A 20,116-nucleotide genomic window follows, 5' to 3' on the forward strand; every position below is an offset into this window, starting at 1 on the left:
CGTCGTCGCCACACCCTGTGCCGGGTCCGGGGAATTCCGACTCCTGCCGGAGCCCTCCATGAGTGAACCCCCAGGCGCCGCCGTGTCCCTCGCCGAGGCACCGCCGCCCACCGACACCCCGTCAAGACCACTCGCCGCACAGCGGGTTCTGCCGCTGCGGCGGCCCGGTCGCTGGATCGCCACCGCGGTGGTCCTGGTCCTGGCTGCCCAGTTCGTCAACGGCCTGGTGACCAATCCGTTCTACCAGTGGGACCGCTTCGGCTACTGGTTCCTGCGGCCGGCCATCCTCGACGGTCTCCTCGTCACCCTCGAAGTCACCGCCTACAGCGCGGTGCTGGGTCTCCTCGGCGGCATCCTGCTGGCGCTGGCCCGGCTCTCGCGCAGCCCGGTGCTGCGAGCGGTGAGCTGGATCTACGTCTGGGCGTTCCGCTCCGTCCCGCTGATCGTGGTGCTGCTGTTCCTGTACAACTTCAGCGCCCTGTACAAGACGCTGAGCGTGGGCGTGCCCTTCGGCCCCGCCTTCTTCTCATTCGACGAGTCCAAGCTCGCCACCGACATCGTCATCGCGGTCGTCGGCATCAGCCTCCACGAGTCCGCGTACGCCGCCGAGGTCGTCCGCGGCGGCGTCCTCTCCGTCGACCAGGGCCAGCACGAGGCGGCCGCGGCCCTCGGCCTGCCGAAGGGCTACCAGTTCAAGAGGATCGTGTTCCCGCAGGCGCTGCGCTCCATCATCCCGAACTACGTCAACCAGCTCATCGGCCTGATCAAGGGCACCTCGCTGGTCTTCTACGTGTCCCTGCTCGACCTGTTCGGCGCCGCGCAGTCCATGGGCTCCACGTACCCCGGCGACATCGTGCCGCTGCTGATGGTCGCCACCGTCTGGTACCTGATCCTCACCAGCGTCGTCTCCGTCGTCCAGTTCTACGTCGAGCGGTACTACGCCCGGGGCGCCACACGCTCCCTGCCGCCGACCCCGTTGCAGAAGCTGCGGACCGCTCTCACCGACCTGAGGGTCCGCATCCGCAGGGAGGCCGCCGTATGACCGCCGAAACCCTCCGGAGCGTGGGCGCCACCGTGGAAGTGCACGACGTGCACAAGTGGTACGGCGCCCACCGGGTGCTCAACGGGGTCGACCTGACCGTACGGCCCGGTGAGGTCACCGTGATCCTCGGCCCGTCCGGCTCCGGCAAGTCCACCCTGCTCAGGGTCATCAACCACCTGGAGAAGCCCGAGATCGGCCATGTCAGCCTCGACGGCGAGCTGATCGGCGTACGCCGGCACGGCGAGCGGCTGAAGGAGCTGAGTGAGCGGGCCATCCTCACGCAGCGCAGCAGGATCGGCTTCGTCTTCCAGAACTTCAACCTCTTCCCGCATCTGACGGTCCTCGACAACGTGGCCGCGGCCCCGGTGGCCACCGGCAAGCTCGCCAAGGCCGCGGCCCTGGAACTCGCCCGCGACCTCCTCGGCCGGGTCGGACTCGCCGACAAGGCCGGCGCCTACCCTCGGCAGTTGTCGGGCGGTCAGCAGCAGCGCGTGGCCATCGCCCGCGCCCTCGCCCTGCGCCCCGGCGTCATCCTCTTCGACGAGCCGACCTCCGCTCTCGACCCCGAGCTCGTCGGCGAAGTCCTGTCCGTCATCAAGGACTTGGCGACCAGCGGCACCACCCTCGTCATCGTCACCCACGAGATCGGCTTCGCCCGCGAGATCGCCGACCGGGTCGTGTTCATCGACGGCGGCCGGATCGTCGAGCAGGGCCCGCCCGCCGAAGTCCTCGACAAGCCCCGGCACGAGCGGACCAGGGACTTCCTCAGCAAGGTCCTGTGAACACCCCGCTCCCCACGAACTCCCCCCACGCGCCACCTCACCACCCTCTCGAACACCAAGGACGGCCATGCCCACCCACATCTCCCGACGCAGCCTGATACGCGGCATCACCGCGGCGACCGCCGTCGCCACCCTCGCCACCGGGCTCGCCGCCTGCGGTGGGGACAGCGACGCCGCCACCAGGACGAACGACAGCGCCGGCACGGTCACCGTCGGACAGCTCTCCAACGGCGCCGCCAAGGAGACCACCCTGAAGGTGTCCGAGGTGAAGTCCATCAGCGCGAAGCTGCCCGACGCCCTCAAGAAGAGCGGCCGACTGGTCATCGGCTCCGGCACCCTGCCCTCCGGGGCCCCGCCGCTGGGCTTCGTGGGCAGCGACCAGAAGACACTCACCGGCTCCGAGATCGACCTCGCCCGGCTGGTCGCGGCCGTCCTCGGCCTGAAGCCCGAGGTCAAGCGGTTCACCTGGGAGAACCTCTTCGTCGGCATCGACAGCGGCAAGGTGAACGTCGGCTTCTCGAACATCACCGACACCGAGGAGCGCAAGCAGAAGTACGAGTTCGCCTCCTACCGCAAGGACGACCTCGCCTTCGAGGCGCTCAAGGACTCGAAGTTCAGCTTCGACGGCGACTACCAGGCCCTCGCCGGCAAGACCGTGTCCGTCGGCGCGGGCACCAACCAGGAGCGCATCCTGCTGGAGTGGAAGGACAAGCTGGAGAAGGAGGGCAAGAAGCTGACCGTCAAGTACTTCCAGGACAACAACAGCACCTACCTGGCCCTGGGCAGCGGCAAGATCGACGCCTACTTCGGCCCGAGCCCGAACCTCTCCTACCACGTCACCCAGACCAAGAGCACGCCGAGCCCGACGAGGATCGCGGGCCAGTTCTCCGGCGCCGGGGCGACACTCCAGGGCCTGATCGCCGCGACCGCCAAGAAGGACAGCGGCCTCGCCCAGCCTCTCGCCGACGCGATCAACCACCTGATCGACAACGGCCAGTACGCCAAGTGGCTCGCCGCCTGGAACCTCTCGGGCGAGGCCGTCGCCAAGTCGGAGGTCAACCCGCCCGGGCTGCCGCTCGACAACTCCTGACAGCTCGTCACCTCACCTGAGCCGCATGCAAGTTCACGCAAGAAGGGACTCCGCCTCCGTGGCACACCCGATCGACGTCCGCGGAGGCGGAGCCCCGCCCGTCACCGAGCAGCACCCCCTCGACAACGCCGTCTGGGCCGCTCTGAACGGCCCGCACGCCCATCTCGCCGAACGCGTCGGACTCGCGGCCCGCTACCCGGCCGACGTGTACGCCTTCGCCGCACTGGCCGACCCGGCGGACCCCGCCGCCTGGGCCGACCTGCACACCCTCGTCGGGCCCGGCGCCGTGGTGCGAGCCAAGCCGCTCGACCGGGTGCCGGACGGCTGGGAGATCGTCGGCGGGGGAGAGGGCGTCCAGCTCATCGACACCGGGCTGCGTGCCGAGCCCGCACCCGAGGCGGTCCGCCTGGGGCCCGGCGACGTACCGGAGATCCTCGATCTCGTAGCCCGTACGAAGCCGGGACCCTTCCTCGACCGGACCATCCACATGGGCACCTACCTCGGTATCCGGCACCGCGGCCGACTGATCGCCATGGCCGGCGAACGCCTCCGCCTGCCCGGCTGGACCGAGATCAGCGCGGTCTGCACCGACCCCGCCCACCGTGGCAGGGGGCTCGCGACCCGCCTGGTGCGCGCGGTCGCGGCCGGCATCCGCGACCGTGGTGAGACCCCTTTCCTGCACGCCGCCGCCGACAACACCCCGGCGATCCGCCTGTACGAGTCGATCGGCTTCACCGTCCGCCGCCGTTCGGTCATCCGCCTGGTGCGCACACCGGGAACAGCCCCCGAGGCCGGGGCGTTGTGACTCACGACGAGATGTGCGCGGTGCCCAGGCGCGCGACGCGACGGACGGAGGTGGCGGACGTGACGCACCTTTTCCACGCCGTCCACCTCCACTCCCGGCCCCACATCGACCTCCAGCGCGTGGCCGGCGCGCTCTGTTGTTCCTGACGTTCCCTCAACCGCCGTGCCCCGCCAGAGCGGGGGCCGGCGCTCTCGTACGGACTTCCAGGAAGGCACTGACTCGTGTCCCCAACCCCCTCTTCCGCCCTGCATCTCGCCGTCGCCCTGGACGGCACCGGCTGGCATCCCGCGTCCTGGCGAGAGCCGGCGGCCCGCCCTCATGACCTGTTCACCGCCGCCTACTGGGCCGACCTGGTCACCGAGGCCGAGCGAGGCCTCCTCGACTTCGTCACCATCGAGGACGGCCTCGGCCTCCAGTCCTCCCACTTCCTGGACCCGGACGAGCGCACCGACCAGGTACGCGGCCGCCTCGACGCCGTCCTCATCGCCTCCCGGGTGGCCCCGTTGACCCGGCACATAGGTCTGGTGCCGACGGTGGTCTCCACCCACACAGAGCCGTTCCACATATCCAAGGCGATAGCCACTCTCGACTACGTCAGCACCGGCCGCGCCGGACTGCGGGTGCAGCTCACCGCCCGCCCGAACGAGGCCGCGCACTTCGGCCGCCGCACCATCGCGCGCATCGAGGCCTACGACAGCCCCGCCACGCAGGACGTGGTGACCGACCTGTTCGACGAGACCGCCGACTACGTGGAAGCGGTCCGCCGTCTCTGGGATAGCTGGGAGGACGACGCCGAGATCCGGGACACCGCCACGGGTCGCTTCATCGACCGCGACAAGCTGCACTACATCGACTTCGAGGGCAGGCACTTCAGCGTCAAGGGCCCGTCCATCACACCCCGCCCCCCGCAGGGCCAGCCGATCGTCAGCGCCCTCGCCCACGACACCGTCCCCTACCGGCTCGTGGCCCGCGCCGCGGACATCGGCTACGTCACCCCGTACGACGCCGACGAGGCCCGCGGGATCGTCGCCCAGATCCGGGCCGAACAGAACACGGCAGGGCGGGCGGCCGAATCCCTGCATGTCTTCGGCGACCTGGTGGTCTTCCTCGACGACGACCCGGGTGCCGCGACCGCACGCCGGGAACGGCTCGACACGCTCGCGGGACAGCCGTACACCAGCGATGCCCTGATCTTCGCCGGTACCCCCGTCCAACTCGCCGACCTGCTCCAGGAGTTGCACCAGGCAGGACTCTCCGGATTCCGGCTTCGGCCCGCGGTCGCCGGCCACGACCTTCCGGCGATCACCCGGGGGCTCGTCCCCGAGCTCCAGCGCCGCGGCGCCTTCCGCCGCGCCTACGAGGCCGACACCCTGCGCGGCCTGCTGGGGCTTGCCCGCCCCGCCAACCGCTACGCCGCCTGAGCCGGAAGGACCCCGCAGCCATGACCAAGCCGTTGAAGCAGATCCACCTGGCCGCCCACTTCCCCGGCGTCAACAACACCACCGTGTGGAGCGACCCGCGGGCCGGCAGCCACATCGAGTTCAGCTCCTTCGCCCACTTCGCGCGGACCGCCGAACGCGCCAAGTTCGACTTCCTCTTCCTCGCCGAAGGACTCAGGCTCCGCGAACAGGGCGGACAGATCTACGACCTGGACGTCGTGGGCCGCCCGGACACCTTCACCGTCCTCGCCGCGCTCGCCGCCGTCACCGAGCACCTGGGGCTGACCGGCACCATCAACTCCACCTTCAACGAGCCCTACGAGGTCGCCCGCCAGTTCGCCAGCCTCGACCACCTCTCCGGCGGCCGCTCCGCCTGGAACGTCGTCACCTCCTGGGACGCCTTCACCGGGGAGAACTTCCGCCGCGGCGGCTTCCTGCCGCAGGAGGAGCGCTACTCCCGCGCCAAGGAGTTCCTCGCCACGGCGAACGAACTCTTCGACGCCTGGCGCGGCGACGAGATCCTCGCCGACCAGGAGACCGGCACGTTCCTGCGGGACGCCAAGGCCGGCGCCTTCGTCCACACGGGGCAGCACTTCGACATCCACGGACAGTTCAACGTCCCGCGCTCGCCACAGGGCCGCCCGGTCGTCTTCCAGGCCGGCGACTCCGAGGAGGGCCGCGAGTTCGCCGCCGCGGAGGCCGACGCCATCTTCAGCCGGCACGGCACCCTCGACGCCGGCCAGGCCTTCTACACCGATGTGAAGTCCCGCCTGGCCAAGTACGGCCGCCGCCCCGGCCAGTTGCTCATCCTGCCCGCCGCCACCTTCGCACTCGCCGACACCGACGCCGAGGCCGAGGAACTCGCCCGCGAGGTGCGCCGTCAGCAGGTCAGCGGAGCCACCGCACTCAAGCACCTGGAGTTCGTCTGGAACCGGGACCTGTCGGCGTACGACCCGGAAGGGCCCCTCCCCGACATCGACCCGGACGTCAGTGACAACCACATCTCCAAGGGGCGCGCCCAGGTCCGCATGTACCGGGACCCGCTGGCCACCGCCCGCGAGTGGCGCGAGCTGGCCGAGGCCAACAACTGGTCCATCCGCGACCTGGTCATCAACACGGGCAACCGACAGAACTTCGTCGGCTCCCCGGCCACCCTCGCCAGGACCATCAACGACTTCGTGCAGGCCGACGCGAGCGACGGCTTCATCCTGGTCCCGCACATCACGCCGACGGGCCTCGACGAGTTCGCCGACAAGGTCGTCCCGCTGCTCCAGGAACAGGGCGTGTTCCGCACCGAGTACGAGGGCACGACCCTGCGCGACCACCTCGGCCTGGCGCACCCCGACGAGGCACCGGCCGAACGGATCGCGTCGTGAAATGACGGCGAGTGGACGCCGGCGTGGCCGGGAATCGTCGCCCTCCCCCGAAGGCGGCGTTTCCCGGCCACTTCCCCCGGCGCCGGACTGTGGACTGTCGTGTCCGTGCGCGTCAGCGGATCCGTGCCGTCACCAGCACATGACCGCCGTCTGACCCGAACCCCAGTTGGCGTAGAGGCGCACCCGGACGAAATAGCGGCGGCCCTTGACCAGGCGCGCCTTGAGCGTGGCGTTGTGCGGGGTGCCGCCGTCGTCCTGAGCGGTGAGGTAGCGAGGCTCGCCGTCGCGTTCCTCGAAGACCACGACGACGGTGTCGCTGTCGCCGAAGGTGCCCACCGTGTACTCGCGTGTCTCCGGCGGCTCGAGGACGAAGTCGGCCTGCTCCGCCGGGCCGAGCCGCAGCGCGACCGAGTGGAAGGGCACCAGCTCGCGCGGGCCGGGCGTCTGGGCCGGCGGGTACCAGCGGCGGACGAACTCCTTGTCGGCCCCCGACAGCACACCCGGCGGATTCAGTCCCCCGCGGAACTGCTCCGGCTCCAGGATCAGCCCGCCCGAGAACGGATACTCCATGATCGACTGCGGATCCCAGGCGGAACCGTTGACCTCGTTCGCGTCGAGCTTGCGCAGGATGTTGAAGAACGTCTTGTCCCGGCTCCAGAAGTTCGGCGGGCCGGCCAGATCCGCGTACACGGCCTCGTCGTCCCAGTGGATCCCGGCGAACGGGCTCTGATGCTCGTGCAGCATGCCGAGCGCGTGCCCGATCTCGTGCAGAGCCGTCCCGCGCTCCCCGGGCACCGTGAGGTCCCAGCCGAAGTTCATGGTGCGCTCGTTCAGACCGACCTGGAGCGCGTCCTTGCCCACGGTCGACCAGGAGCCGTCGCCGAGCTGGAACCCGATGCGCAGCTCGGCCTCCGACCGGTCGCCCACCTCCACGAACGACAGCCCGATGCCCAGGCCCTTCCACTCCTTGAAGCACTCGCGCACGACATCCCGCTGCTCCTTGCCGCCGACCCACGAGACATGCCTGCTCTCGCCGGTCTCCGGGTCCGGGATCGAGGATCCGTCGGAGTCCCGGTCGAAGAAGTGGTAGTGCAGCACGGTGCCGTTGACCCACATACGGCGTCCGCCGATGAGCGCACTGAGCCGCTCGGCGGCCAGCCCCGGTGCGAAGGCGGGCGCCGACTGCTGCGCGAGGGAGCAGTAACGAGCGGTCATGCGGACAGGCTGCCGTGAGACCGCGCCGGGCGCCTGAGTCGGGGGCTACTCAAGTACCCGTGTATCAGATGTGAGTCACCGCGCTCCTATTGCCGTGACGACCTACGTACGCGAGGCGAAGACCCTGGAGCTGCCCTGGCCGTTCACCGGCCGGGAGGAAGAACTGGCGCTGGTCCGCGGGGCCCTGGCCGCGGGCCGGCACGGCATCGTGATCACGGGCCCGGCCGGCAGCGGCAAGACCCGGCTCGTCACCGAGGCCGCCCGCGGCACCGACTTCGCCCGGGTGGCCGGCACCCCCGAGACCCGCCGTATCCGCTTCGCCGCGTTCGCACACCTCGTCCCCGAGACGGCCTCCCTGCACGGCGCGTTCCAGCATCTGTCCGGCGTACGGCTGCTGCTGGTCGACGACGCCCATCTGCTCGACGACGCCTCGGCCGCCCTGGTCCACCAACTGGCCGTGCACGGACGCACCCGGCTCCTGGTCGTCACCACCGACGGGGCCACGGTCCCCGGCGCGATCTCCCGGCTGTGGACCGGCGAACTCCTGCCCCGTCTCACCCTGGAGCCGCTGCCCCGCGAGGACACCGCCCGGCTGCTGGCCGCCGAAGCGGCGGGCGCCGGCCTCGAACCGCTCACCGTCAACCGGCTGCACCGCTTGTGCCGGGGCGACCTGCGACTGATGCGCGACCTGGCGGGCGCGGTGCGCGAACGCGGGCTGCTCACCCGCGTCGAGGACACGCAGGAGTGGGCGTGGCGCGGGCCCGTGCCGATGACCTCGACGGTGCGAGAGCGCACCGCGCACGTCCTGGACCGCACCTGCGCCGAGCAGCGCGAGATCCTCGAACGCCTCGCCTTCGCCGAGCCGTTACCGCTGGACCTGGAGGCGGACCGGCTCGAGCTGCGCGCTCTGGAACACCTGGAGGCCGACGCCCTCGTCCACGTCGACGACCGGGGCGCCGTCCGCCTCGCCCACCCCCTGCACGGCCCGGTGCTGCGGGCTGCGGCCGGCCGCCTGCGGGCGAGGCGGCTGTCCCGTACGCCGGAACAGTGCGGTGCCGCCCTCGACGCCGAGCGGGCCGCGCTGAGCCGCCGTATCGAGCGGGCTGACGTCCGGGCGACGTCCGCGCCGGTGGGGGAGTGGCTGGTCGCGGAGGGCGCGCCGGTACCGGCCGGATACGCGGCCGTACGGGCCCGGTTCGCGCGACTGCGCGGTGAGCTGCGGGAGGCGGCGGCATGGGCGCGGGAGGGGCTCCCGGCCGGCGCCGACGAGCCGTCCTGCCGACTCGAACTCGCTCTCGCCGCAGCGCAGTCGGGCGACGCGACGGCCGCGCACCAGATCTCGGGTGGCCGCTCCCACGGGGGTGGGGCGGTCACCCGGCCGACGGCGACCCGCGGCGACGCGGGCGGGATGGCCGGGGCGATCGGTGGCGACGCCGGCGGGGCGGCGGGGGCGATCGGTGGTGACGTCGGCGGGGCGGCCGGGGCGATCGGTGGTGTCGTCGGCGGGATGGCCGGGGCGACTGGTGGTGACGTCGGCGGGGCGGCCGGGGCGATCGGTGGTGACGTCGGAGGGATGGCCGGGGCGATCGGCGGCGATGCGTACGACGCCGTCCGCCTCGGTGACCCCGAGCGCGCCGCGGGGCGCCTGACCGGTGTGTTCGCCGAGCACGCCGACGCGCTGGCCCGCGCCGACGGTCCCGCGCTGGATCGGGTGGCCCGACAGCTCCAGGAGCGCGGTTTCCTGCTCTTCGCGGCCGAAGCGCACGCCCAGGCCGTACGGGCGCACCGCGATCCGCGCGCCGCCCGCACCTCACGCACGCGTGCCGTGGCGCTGGCCAGCCGCTGCCAGGGCGCGCGCACCCCGGCGCTGTCCGGGCTGGTCCTCGGTGAACTGACCGCCCGGCAGCGCCAGATCGTGACGCTCGCGGCCACGGGACTGAGCAACCGGCAGATCGCCGAGAAACTCACCCTCTCCGTCCGCACGGTGGGCAACCACCTCTACAGCGCGTACGCCCGCCTGGGCACCGGCGACCGCGGAGCCCTGCCGTGTCTGGTGGAACAGCCGGCGTGAGTGACAGCGCGACCCAGGGGACGCGGGGCCGCAATCGATGTGCGGCTGCCGCCGCGTGGGCGCGACCAACCACAACGAGGCCGCAGACGACCGACGACACATCGCGAACGAGGCCGCAGGCGATCGACGACACATCGCGAACGAGGACGCAGGCGACCGACGACACATCGCGAACGAGGCCGCAGGCGATCGACGACACATCCCGTACGAGGCCGCAGGCGATCGACGACACATCGCGGCACTTGCATCGCGGCGTCACCAGCGGAGCGTCACGCCGCCCCGAATGCCGAAAACGCCCACCCCGTGGCCCGATGCAGCGCGTCGCCGGGCAGCGCCGCCCGCGCGTCGCGCAGCGCCTCGGCGAGGGACAGCCCCTCGCTGAGTCCCTTGTGCAGTGCGAGCATCAGCGGCACCACCGCGGCGTCGTTGACGGGGGCCGTGCACGCCACGACCCCCGCCGTGCCCAGCGGCAGCAGCGCGGTGACCAGGCCGAGCAGTTCGTCGGCGCCGACGGAGGCGAACCGGGCGGTGTCGCAGCAGGACAGGATGATCCGGTACGGGCTGCGGTCCAGGCGCTCGAAGTCGTGCACGATCAGCGGCCCGTCGGCCATCCGCAGCGACGAGAACAGCGGGCCGTCCGCGCGGAACGTGCCGTGGGCGGCGATATGGGCCAGCGCGGCGCCGTCGAGTTCCTCCAGCACCTGCGGGACCCGCGCGTCGGCGTGCTCCAGGACGACGGCACCGCCGTACCGGCCGGCCAGATGGGGCACCTCAGCGCCGCCCGTTGCCAGGCCCGGCCCGCGCACCAGCACCTGACGCCCGCCCGGCGGCGGCTCGGTCTCCCGTGCGCGCAGCCAGCCGCTCGCCGACGGCGACACGCTGAGGACCCGCTCCCGCAGCGACGGCAACAGGGCCCACGGCACGCGGTGCAGCCGGGCGGGCGGTACGACCACCACGGGACCGTCGCCCAGATGCGCCGCCGCCGGGCCGAGCAGCAGCTCCTCCAGCCGCCGCCCCGCGGCCTCCACCACCGGCAGCCGCCCCTCCGCGCCCGGGTGGGCCAGCCGCCGCAGCCCGGCCTGGACATGCTCCGCCTCGGTCTCCGCCTCGGTCAGCAGCCCAGCCTCGTACCGACGCACCCGCCCCTGACCGCACAGCAGCACCTGTACCCGCCCGTCCAGCACGGCGAGTTCGACCAGTCGTACGTCGTCGCCCAGCCGCTGAAGCAGCCGGCCCGGGTCGAAGCGGTGGCCGTCGCCGGGCGTGTCGCCGCGCAGATGCAGCGTCCGGGACCGTATCTCCCGCTCCAGGCGCCGCTGTTCACGCTCCAGGGCCGGCACCGGGCGGGCCTCGCGGCGGGCCTCCTCGGCGCGCGCCGCGATCTCCCGGAACGCGGTCAGATCGCTCTGCAGCTCCGGATCGGCCGGCGGCCGGGTCGGCGGTGTCGACAGCGCGGTGGCCCGCCAGCGCTCGCTCCACACCAACAGCCGGCGCGGGCTGCCGGAGTCGAGGCTGGCCTGCTGGGCCAGCGCGGCCAGTTCGGCGCCCTGCGCGGTGGCGCGGGCCCGGAGCTCCGAGGCACCCAGCGTCATCCGGTGGGCGTCGAGCACGTCAAGGCCGCGCCGGCACGCCTCCAGGACACCGCGTCCGGACCCGGCCGCCTGCGCCCGCAGCGCCTGCGCCGCCCAGCCCGTCATCCGCGCCAGCGGCGGCCCGCTGCGCCTGCTGCGGGCGGCGACGCCCAGATGCCGCTCCGCGTCCGCCGTCCAGCCGAGCCCGAGCGCGATCCGGCCGGCGAGCAGCGAGGCCTCCGGCGCGGCCGGCGCGCCGAAGGAGGCCAGCCGGTCGGCGACCGCCGCCGTGTCGGCCACCAGCCGCCCCGAACTGCGTCCGGCGGCCACCCGCGCCTCGATCAGCACCAGCCGGGCATGCGTCTCCCACCAACTGCGCCGCTGCCCGGCGAACAGCCGCACGGCCATGTCGGCACGCGCGATCGCCGTGTGCGCGTCGTCCGCCAGCCTGGCGGCTCGCGCCGCCGCCAGCAGCAGCTCCGCCTTGCGGGTGGACTGGCCGCCGATGCCGTCGAGCACGGCGATCGCCGCGTCGGCCTCGGCCAGCGCCTCCGGGGCCAGCCCGGCCGCCATCAGCACCTCGCAGCGCCGGATGTTCAGCATGAACGTCGGTGTGCCGAGCTTGGCGTAGCGCTCCTCGGCCTCGTCGAGCAGCCTCAGTGCCACCGGGATGTCGCCCGACCGGAACGCCGCCAGGCCCCGGCTCTCCACCGCGTCGGCCTTGTCGTGTTCCTGGCCCGTGGTGTCCCACAGCGCCTCGGCCGCCGTGAAGTCGGCGTCCGCCCGGTCCACCGCACCCAGTGCCAGATGCACGGTCGCGCGCAGCGTCAGCGCCCGAGCCGTCCAGATGACGTCGTCCACCTGCCGCAGCACTGGAATCGCCCGGCGCACGTCCTCCAGTGCCTCACGGTGGTGGCCGAGGACCCAGCGGGCGTAGGCGCGGCGGAACAGCACCCGGGCGCGGGTGTGTCCGCTGCCGCGCTCGATCCCGCGCTCCAGCGCGGCCAGCCCCTGCTGAGTGCGCCCCGCATGCACCAACGCGACCCCGAGCGCCGCCAGGACATCCGCCTCCCGGTCGGCGGAATCCGCTCGTGCCGCGAGATCCCGGGCGCGCCGCAGGTGATGGAGGGCGATGCGCATGTCGCCCCAGTCCCGCTGCCAGATGCCGATCACCTGGTGGGCGACGGAGGCGTGCAAGGGCGAGGGATCGGCGTCGAGCAGCCCCTCCGCCCTGGCCAGCGCGTCGTTCGGGGCGGCGAACACCATCGGCAGCAGTTCGAGAACCGATTCGCTTCCCGCGGTCACTCCACGGATGGTAGTTGCCCCGGAACCGTGCCACACGGGTTTGGCGCTGTATCAATCAGCGACCACGTGGCTCAATTTGACGACCGTCGCCCCAGTGGGAGGACACGCCATGGCACCACAGCGATTCCACGAGCAGTTCGAGCAGATCCAGCGCTCCATGCCCGACGTCCCCCTCGCGATGGGACCGGACGACTCCGCCGAGTTCATCTACGAGAAGGGCTATGTCCTCGTCCGTGACGGCGAGGACGCCCGCGTCGTCGAGGACACCGTGCGCGCGCACTTCACCGCCGAGCCCGACCTGGTGCAGGACCATGTCCGGCGGGCGAGCCCGCAGACCAACCGCTCCGGCATCACCCGCATCCAGGTCGGCGACCCCGGCGAGGGCGACCGCGAGGGCGACCGCCCGGTCGCGCACGCCCTGCGCGCCCTGCGGGAGTCGGAGGGCCGGGCGGGGCGGCGGCTGGTCAGCCGCAACCACCTGGTGTCGATCGCGGTCAACTCCTGTCCCGGCGACGAGCCCGTGCCCGTCGCGCAGGCCGACGGACTCAACCCCGCGCCGGCCGAGGGCACTTACGACGTGGACAGCGCGATCGGCGTCCTGGTCGTCGACACCGGGCTCATGCATGACTTCCGGTCCTCCCCGCTGCTGGCGCACACCGACGGCGACGCGCAGATCAAGGAGTGCGACGACGACGGCGTACTCCAGCAGTACGTCGGCCACGGCACGTTCATCGCCGGGCTCGTGGCGGCTGTGGCACCCAACACGGGCATCACCGTCCGCAACTCACTGAACGACGCCGGCGCCATCCTGGAGTCCGAGTTCGGCGAGAAGCTCTTCGAGGCCGTCGACGCGGGCGGGTGGCCCGACATCCTCAGCCTCTCCGCCGGCACCTCCAACGGCCGCACCGACGGCCTGCTCGGGATCGAGGCCTTCATGCGGGAGCTGCGCGACCAGCGCACACTGCTCGTCGCCGCGGCCGGCAACAACGGCAGCGCCACGCCCTTCTGGCCCGCCGCCTACGCCGATCTGCCCGACTACCAGGACGTCGTCCTGTCGGTCGGCGCGCTGCGCGGCGACGGCGAGTTCGGCGCCTGCTTCAGCAACCACGGCCCGTGGGTGAAGGTGTACGCGCCCGGTGAGCGCCTCACCAGCGTCCTCACCGGCTTCGACGCGCCCATGCCGTACATCTACCAGCACTCCACCTACGACACCTGCCGGTACGGCTTCGGCTACGCCTGCACCTGCGTGTCCCCGCGCCACACCGGCGTGCTGAGCGAGCAGGGCGGCTCCACCAAGCCCGACCAGGTGATGTTCGAAGGGCTCGCGCATTGGAGCGGCACCTCGTTCGCCACCCCTGTGGTCGCGGGTCTGATCGCGGCCCACATGACCACGCAGCAGGAGAGCGACCCGCGGGTCGCCCGCTACAAGATGCTCGCCGCCAACTCCGGTTACGCGGAGGTGCGGGGGGCGCACGTACCGGCGCTTCGCCCCGGGACCTGGCGTCCTGTGCCCGTTCTGCCGCCGGCTCCTCGGTCATGAGGGTCGGAACCGTCCCCTCCGCGGCGTACGATGACTTGCCGTACACGAGGGGTGGGGCTGTGGACCGTGCAGATGTCGGCGCGTTGGTCCAGTCCGCCGTCGACGGCGACGCGGCGGCCTGGAAGGCGCTCGTGGAAGGGCTGAGCCCACTGGTGTGGTCGGTCGTGCGCGCCCACCGCCTGAGTGACGCCGACGCCCATGAGGTGTACCAGACCGTCTGGTTCCGCTTCGCGCAGCACCTCGGGCGCATTCGGGAACCCGAGAAGGCCGGGTCGTGGCTCGCGAGCACCGCACGGCACGAGTGTCTGAAGGTGCTCAAGAGCTTGCGGCGACTGACCGTGACGAACGATCCCCAGTTACTGGACCGGGTCAGCGAGGACCGCACGCCCGAACAGTCGGTCCTGGACTCGGAGGAGGCCGCCGCCGAGTCCGAGCGCATCCGCTGGATGTGGCAGGAGTTCGAGGAACTCGGCGAACGCTGCCGCCAGTTGCTGCGCGTGCTGATGGCTTCGCCGCCGCCCAGCTACCAGGAGGTGTCCGCCGCACTGGGCATCGCCGTGGGCAGCATCGGGCCGCTGCGGCAGCGCTGCCTGCGCCGGCTGCGGGCCCGACTCGACGCGCGGGGGGCGCTGTGAACGACGACATGCACGACGACCTGACGGGCGAAGGATCCCCCGGCGACGACGGTTTCGACATCGGGCTGCTGGAGGAGGAACTCCGCCAGGCGGCCGCCATCCTGGACCCGGTACCGGCCCAGTTGCGCCAGATCGCCGTCGAGGCGTTCGCGCTGCACGACCTCGACGCCCGGATCGCCGAGCTGACCTTCGACTCGGTCGAGGACGCCATCCCGGTCAGGGGCGCGACGGACGTGCCGCGGATGCTGACGTTCCGCGCCGGCGAGGTGACCGTCGACGTGGAGGTCACCGCGCAGGGGCTGATGGGGCAGGTACTGCCTCCGCAGCAGGCGCGGATCGAGGTGCTCGGCGGCCCCCAGACGGCGACCCCGGTCGTCGCCGACGACATGGGCCGCTTCACCAGCGACGCCCCGCCCAACGGCCCGTTCGCCCTGCGGCTGCGGACCGGCGGGGAGGTCGTCGTCACCGAGTGGCTGCGGGCCTGATCCAGGCGGTCAGCGTGCGGCGGCGTCCACCAGCGCCGCCAACGCCCGCGTGAGCCGGGTGAGTCCGGGACCTGCCGGACCGCCCGGCTCCGCCATGTACGTGTCCCGGCGGATCTCGATCATCAGGGCGGACACCCGGGCCTCGACGCCGTAGAACTCCAACGGCACGTACGTGCCGCTGAACGGGCTGTCCAGCCCCGTCTCCCCGCACGGGGCGAACGCCTCCCGCGCCGCGGCGAGCAGCTCAGCGGGCGTGTGGAAGGAGTCGGTGCCCAGGCAGACCGGCGGCCGCGGGCCCTCGCCGTGCAGCTCGTAGGGGAGCCGCGCGGTCGGATAGGAGTGCACGTCGATGATCACGGCCCGTCCGGTGGCGGCGAGCCGGCCGGCCACGGCGTCCGTCATGGCCCGCGCGTACGGCCGGAAGTACCGCTCGATGAGGGGTTCCGGGTCGGTGCCGGCGGGCCGTAGCTCCGCGAGGTGCGCGGTCCGGGTGTAGACGGCGCCCATCCCCACGGCGAGCATCTCCTCGCGCTCGTCGGGGAACCGCTCCGGGTCGACGACCAGCCTGGAGAGTCGGTTCACGAACCGCCACGGGGTGATCTCCGCCGCCCCGGCCACCTCCTGCGCGAGCCGCGCGGTGTGCGCGTCGACGATGTGGTCGAGCTCCCGCTCCAGAGCGCGGTCGTCCAGTGTGATCCCTTCCCGCACCTCGGGAGGTATCTCCCGCGAGGAGTGCGGCACATGCAGGATCACCGGCGATCCCTCGGCCCCGGGGAGCAACTCGAAGGACGGCGCGGCGAAGGTCATGACGGCTGCTCCCGGGGCGTTGTCAGTGGCGTGGTGCACCATCACAGCATGAGCATCAGCAACGAGCGGGTGATCGCGCACCCGTTCCTCAAGGCGCTGTACAGCGACGACTACTACCCCGACGCGGTGGTGGACCGGGGCAAGGCCGTCCTGCTGCGGCTGTGCGAGCGCATCGAGGCCGAGCGGCCCGCCGGCCCGGCCGAGCTGTACCCCCTCACCCACGCCGCCACCGACGAGTTCAACGCGCTTCAGGACGAGTTCTGGGCCGCCGGCAGCGAGATCGAGACCGTGGCCCGCGAGGAGATAGCCGAGGACTTCTGGTTCGTGGCCGTCGCCTACGGCTTCGCGGACGCCGACATGGAAGAACTGATCGCCACCCGGGACTGGTGACACCGATGACCGTCCACGAGCTCTCGCGGGCCGACGCCCGCCGGATCGCCGTGCGCGCCCAACTGCTGGAGGCCACCCGGCCGGACGGGCTGGCGGACGTCGTACGGCGGCTGACCCTGCTCCAGATCGACCCCACCGCCGCCGTCGCGCCCAGCGCCGACCTCGTGGCGTGGAGCCGGCTCGGCGCCTCGGGATACGCGCCGGCCGACCTGACCGCCGCCCTTGCGGACCGGACGCTGCTGGAGCTGCGGGCGATGATCCGGCCCGCCGAGGACCTCGCGCTCTACCGCGCCGAGATGGCCGAGTGGCCGGAGCGCGGGACGCCGACGTCGTGGCGCGAGTACCACGGCACGTGGGTGGCCGCCAACGACGCCTGCCGCCGGGACATCCTCGACCGGCTCGGCGCGGCGGGGCCGCTGCCCTCCCGCGAGCTGCCGGACACCTGCGCGCTGCCGTGGCGGTCGAGCGGCTGGAGCAACAACCGCAACGTCACCAAGCTGCTGGAGCTCATGGTGCAGCGTGGCGAGGTCGCGGTGGCGGGACGCGGCGGCGGTGACCGGCTCTGGGACCTGGCCGAGCGGGTCTACCCCGACACGCCCGCCGTTCCCGTGACGGAGGCGCTGCGCGTGCGGGACGAGCGCCGGCTGCGCGCCCTGGGCATCGCGCGGGCCAGGGGCCCGGAGTGCCAGGTCGAGCCGGCGGACGTGGGGGAGGCGGGTGAGCCGGCCGTCGTCGAGGGTGTGCGGGGCCGTTGGCGGGTCGACCCGGCCCAGCTCGGACAGCCGTTCGCCGGGCGGGCCGCCCTGCTCTCTCCGTTCGACCGGCTCATCCACGACCGCAGACGGACCACCGAGCTCTTCGGCTTCGACTACCAACTGGAGATGTACAAGCCTGCCGCCAAGCGCCGCTGGGGGTACTTCGCGCTGCCGATCCTGTACGGCGACCGTCTGGTGGGCAAGCTCGACGCCACCGCGGACCGCAAGGCCGGGGTGCTGCGCGTCGACGCGCTCCACGAGGACGAGGAGTTCGACAAGGCCGTGACCGACGCGGTCGGCCACGAGATCGAGGATCTGGCGCGCTGCCTGGGACTGGAGCTCGTGCTGCCCCGTTAGCCCGTGCACATGGCTCCGCCCCGGCCGGGCAGTGCTCGGCCGGGGCGGTTCGCTCAGGAGGTCCTGTCGGGCCTCCGGGCCCCTGTCAGGGGCCTTTGCGTCAGCTCAGGGACGCGAGGGCCTCGTTCCACGTGGCCGACGGGCGCATGACCGCGGCGGCCTTGGCCGGGTCGGGCTGGTAGTAGCCACCGATCTCGGCCGACTTGCCCTGCACGGCGTTCAGCTCGTCCACGATCTTCTGCTCGTTCGACGCGAGCGACTCGGCCAGCGGCGCGAAGGCCTTCGCCAGCTCGGCGTCGTCGGTCTGCTTGGCCAGCTCCTGCGCCCAGTACAGGGACAGGAAGAAGTGGCTGCCGCGGTTGTCGATGCCGCCGACGCGACGGGTCGGGGACTTGTCCTCGTTGAGGAAGGTCGCCGTGGCACGGTCCAGCGTGTCCGCGAGGACCTTCGCGCGGGTGTTCCCGGTCGCGGTCGCGTACTGCTCCAGGGACGGCACCAGCGCGAAGAACTCACCGAGGGAGTCCCAGCGCAGGTAGTTCTCCTTGACGAGCTGCTGGACGTGCTTCGGCGCGGAACCGCCGGCGCCCGTCTCGAACAGGCCGCCGCCCGCCATCAGCGGAACGACCGACAGCATCTTGGCGCTGGTGCCCAGCTCCAGGATCGGGAACAGGTCGGTCAGGTAGTCACGCAGCACGTTGCCGGTCACCGAGATGGTGTTCTCGCCGCGGCGGATGCGCTCCACCGACAGCTTGGTGGCGTCGACCGGGGCGAGGATGCGGATGTCCAGACCCTCGGTGTCGTGCTCCGCCAGGTAGGCGCCCACCTTGGCGATCAGGTTGGCGTCGTGCGCGCGGGTCTCGTCCAGCCAGAAGACGGCCGGGTCGCCGGTGGCGCGGGCGCGGGTGACGGCCAGCTTCACCCAGTCCTTGATCGGCGCGTCCTTGGTCTGGCAGGCGCGGAAGATGTCGCCCTCGGCGACCGGCTGCTCGATGACCACGTTGCCGGCCCGGTCGACCAGGCGGACCGTGCCGGCGGCCTTGATCTCGAAGGTCTTGTCGTGGGAGCCGTACTCCTCGGCCTTCTGCGCCATGAGGCCGACGTTCGGGACGGAGCCCATGGTCGACGGGTCGTAGGCGCCGTGGGCGCGGCAGTCGTCCAGCACGGCCTGGTAGACGCCGGCGTAGGAGGAGTCCGGCAGCACCGCGAGGGTGTCGGCCTCCTGGCCGTCCGGGCCCCACATGTGGCCGGAGGTGCGGATCATGGCCGGCATCGAGGCGTCGACGATCACGTCGGACGGCACGTGCAGGTTGGTGATGCCCTTGTCGGAGTCGACCATGGCCAGCTCCGGGCCCTCGGCGATCTCCGCCTCGAAGGACGCCTTGATCTCGGCGCCGTTCGGCAGGGACTGAAGGCCCTTGAGGATGCCGCCCAGACCGTCGTTCGGGGACAGGCCGGCGGCGGCGAGGGCCGCGCCGTACTGCTCGAAGGTCTTCGGGAAGAAGGCGCGCACGACGTGGCCGAAGACGATCGGGTCGGAGACCTTCATCATCGTGGCCTTCAGGTGCACGGAGAACAGCACGCCCTCGGCCTTGGCCCTGGCGACCTGCGCGGTCAGGAACTCGCGCAGCGCGGCGACACGCATCACGGAGGCGTCGACGACCTCACCGGCGAGGACCGGTACGGACTCGCGCAGCACCGTGGTCGAGCCGTCCGCGGCGACGTGCTCGATCTTGAGCGCGCCGGCCTCGGAGATCACGACGGACTTCTCGGTGGAGCGGAAGTCGTTCTGCCCCATGGTCGCCACGTTGGTCTTGGACTCGGCGGTCCAGGCGCCCATGCGGTGCGGGTGGGCCTTGGCGTAGTTCTTGACCGAGGCGGGGGCGCGGCGGTCGGAGTTGCCCTCACGCAGGACCGGGTTCACGGCGGAGCCCTTGACCTTGTCGTAGCGGGCCTGGATGTCCCGCTCCTCGTCGGTCTTCGGGTCGTCCGGGTAGTTCGGCAGCGCGTAGCCCTGGCCCTGGAGCTCGGCGACGGCGGCCTTGAGCTGCGGGATCGACGCCGAGATGTTCGGCAGCTTGATGATGTTCGCGGCCGGCGTCTTGGCGAGCTCACCGAGCTCGGCGAGGGCGTCCGGGATGCGCTGGTCCTCGGTCAGGTACTCCGGGAACACCGCGATGATGCGGCCGGCCAGCGAGATGTCACGCGTCTCCACGGCGACACCCGCCTGCGAGGCGTACGCCTGGACCACCGGCAGGAAGGAATACGTCGCCAGGGCCGGGGCCTCGTCAGTGTGCGTATAGATGATGGTCGAGTCAGTCACCGGGTGCTCCGCTCCACGTCTGCAACATTGCTCGACATCAAGATATCTCGTGATCGACCCGCACTCGACAGGGGTCCGCACACCGGTGCGGTATGTCTGCCGAGATCTCGGATCCGCGCAAACGGATGCGG

The 20,116-nt window shown here is 71.9% G+C and carries 17 protein-coding genes; 13 read left to right on the forward strand and 4 right to left on the reverse strand.

What is annotated here, in order from left to right:
* The first annotated feature begins 58 nt into the window (after positions 1-58).
* The 7 genes from ACZ69Q_RS05695 to ACZ69Q_RS05725 all read left to right on the forward strand — a co-directional run bounded on the left by ACZ69Q_RS05695 (position 59) and on the right by ACZ69Q_RS05725 (position 6,534).
* Positions 59-1,042, forward strand: a complete 984-nt coding sequence (locus tag ACZ69Q_RS05695; RefSeq protein ID WP_471036833.1) for an amino acid ABC transporter permease — start codon at positions 59-61, stop codon at positions 1,040-1,042.
* Entirely contained in the window at positions 1,039-1,824 is a 786-nt protein-coding gene (locus tag ACZ69Q_RS05700; protein WP_471036835.1) for an amino acid ABC transporter ATP-binding protein, read from the forward strand. Before ACZ69Q_RS05695 ends, ACZ69Q_RS05700 begins: the two co-directional genes overlap by 4 nt.
* A 67-nt stretch (positions 1,825-1,891) precedes the next feature.
* Positions 1,892-2,914: an ABC transporter substrate-binding protein gene (locus tag ACZ69Q_RS05705; protein ID WP_471036837.1), complete on the forward strand. Its 1,023-nt coding sequence runs from the start codon at positions 1,892-1,894 to the stop codon at positions 2,912-2,914.
* Positions 2,915-2,972: 58 nt separating this feature from the next.
* Positions 2,973-3,719: a GNAT family N-acetyltransferase gene (locus ACZ69Q_RS05710; protein ID WP_471036841.1), complete on the forward strand. Its 747-nt coding sequence runs from the start codon at positions 2,973-2,975 to the stop codon at positions 3,717-3,719.
* 11 nt (positions 3,720-3,730) lie between these two features.
* The gene (locus ACZ69Q_RS05715) at positions 3,731-3,865 is read left to right on the forward strand and encodes a putative leader peptide (RefSeq protein ID WP_471040094.1); all 135 of its coding nucleotides are present in this window, start codon (positions 3,731-3,733) and stop codon (positions 3,863-3,865) included.
* Between the two features lie 75 nt (positions 3,866-3,940).
* Positions 3,941-5,140, forward strand: coding sequence for an LLM class flavin-dependent oxidoreductase (locus ACZ69Q_RS05720; RefSeq protein WP_471036844.1), 1,200 nt, complete (start codon positions 3,941-3,943; stop codon positions 5,138-5,140).
* A 20-nt stretch (positions 5,141-5,160) separates the two neighbouring features.
* Positions 5,161-6,534: an NtaA/DmoA family FMN-dependent monooxygenase gene (locus tag ACZ69Q_RS05725; protein ID WP_471036847.1), complete on the forward strand. Its 1,374-nt coding sequence runs from the start codon at positions 5,161-5,163 to the stop codon at positions 6,532-6,534.
* Between the two features lie 129 nt (positions 6,535-6,663).
* Here the strand turns inward: ACZ69Q_RS05725 and absR1 are convergent, their stop codons facing one another.
* The gene (gene absR1, locus ACZ69Q_RS05730; protein ID WP_471036850.1) at positions 6,664-7,749 is read right to left on the reverse strand and encodes a beta-glucuronidase AbsR1; all 1,086 of its coding nucleotides are present in this window, start codon (positions 7,747-7,749) and stop codon (positions 6,664-6,666) included.
* Between the two features lie 94 nt (positions 7,750-7,843).
* Here absR1 and ACZ69Q_RS05735 point away from each other — a divergent pair, with 94 nt between their 5' ends.
* A complete protein-coding gene (locus ACZ69Q_RS05735; RefSeq protein ID WP_471036854.1) occupies positions 7,844-9,820 on the forward strand; it encodes a LuxR C-terminal-related transcriptional regulator in 1,977 nt (658 codons plus the stop codon).
* A 269-nt stretch (positions 9,821-10,089) separates the two neighbouring features.
* Here the strand turns inward: ACZ69Q_RS05735 and ACZ69Q_RS05740 are convergent, their stop codons facing one another.
* Positions 10,090-12,657 (reverse strand): CHAT domain-containing protein, encoded by a 2,568-nt coding sequence (locus ACZ69Q_RS05740; RefSeq protein ID WP_471040097.1) that lies wholly within the window; start codon positions 12,655-12,657, stop codon positions 10,090-10,092.
* Between the two features lie 148 nt (positions 12,658-12,805).
* Between ACZ69Q_RS05740 and ACZ69Q_RS05745 the strand changes: the two genes are divergently transcribed.
* The 3 genes from ACZ69Q_RS05745 to ACZ69Q_RS05755 are packed head-to-tail and all read left to right on the forward strand — an operon-like array spanning position 12,806 to position 15,356.
* Positions 12,806-14,236, forward strand: a complete 1,431-nt coding sequence (locus ACZ69Q_RS05745) for a S8/S53 family peptidase (protein WP_471036857.1) — start codon at positions 12,806-12,808, stop codon at positions 14,234-14,236.
* Positions 14,237-14,295: 59 nt separating this feature from the next.
* Positions 14,296-14,871: an RNA polymerase sigma factor gene (locus tag ACZ69Q_RS05750; protein WP_471036860.1), complete on the forward strand. Its 576-nt coding sequence runs from the start codon at positions 14,296-14,298 to the stop codon at positions 14,869-14,871.
* 8 nt (positions 14,872-14,879) lie between these two features.
* On the forward strand, positions 14,880-15,356 hold the full coding sequence (locus tag ACZ69Q_RS05755) for a hypothetical protein (RefSeq protein ID WP_471040100.1): 477 nt from the start codon (positions 14,880-14,882) through the stop codon (positions 15,354-15,356).
* Between the two features lie 9 nt (positions 15,357-15,365).
* Here ACZ69Q_RS05755 and ACZ69Q_RS05760 read toward each other — a convergent pair whose 3' ends face one another.
* The gene (locus tag ACZ69Q_RS05760) at positions 15,366-16,163 is read right to left on the reverse strand and encodes an N-formylglutamate amidohydrolase (RefSeq protein ID WP_471036863.1); all 798 of its coding nucleotides are present in this window, start codon (positions 16,161-16,163) and stop codon (positions 15,366-15,368) included.
* 48 nt (positions 16,164-16,211) lie between these two features.
* Here ACZ69Q_RS05760 and ACZ69Q_RS05765 point away from each other — a divergent pair, with 48 nt between their 5' ends.
* Both ACZ69Q_RS05765 and ACZ69Q_RS05770 read left to right on the forward strand, forming a co-directional pair.
* Positions 16,212-16,553 (forward strand): DUF5713 family protein, encoded by a 342-nt coding sequence (locus ACZ69Q_RS05765; protein WP_471036867.1) that lies wholly within the window; start codon positions 16,212-16,214, stop codon positions 16,551-16,553.
* Between the two features lie 5 nt (positions 16,554-16,558).
* On the forward strand, positions 16,559-17,665 hold the full coding sequence (locus ACZ69Q_RS05770; RefSeq protein WP_471036870.1) for a DNA glycosylase AlkZ-like family protein: 1,107 nt from the start codon (positions 16,559-16,561) through the stop codon (positions 17,663-17,665).
* Between the two features lie 100 nt (positions 17,666-17,765).
* Here the strand turns inward: ACZ69Q_RS05770 and ACZ69Q_RS05775 are convergent, their stop codons facing one another.
* Positions 17,766-19,985: an NADP-dependent isocitrate dehydrogenase gene (locus tag ACZ69Q_RS05775; RefSeq protein ID WP_471036874.1), complete on the reverse strand. Its 2,220-nt coding sequence runs from the start codon at positions 19,983-19,985 to the stop codon at positions 17,766-17,768.
* Between the last annotated feature and the right edge of the window lie 131 nt (positions 19,986-20,116).

Source organism: Streptomyces sp. NPDC036764, assembly GCF_055609385.1.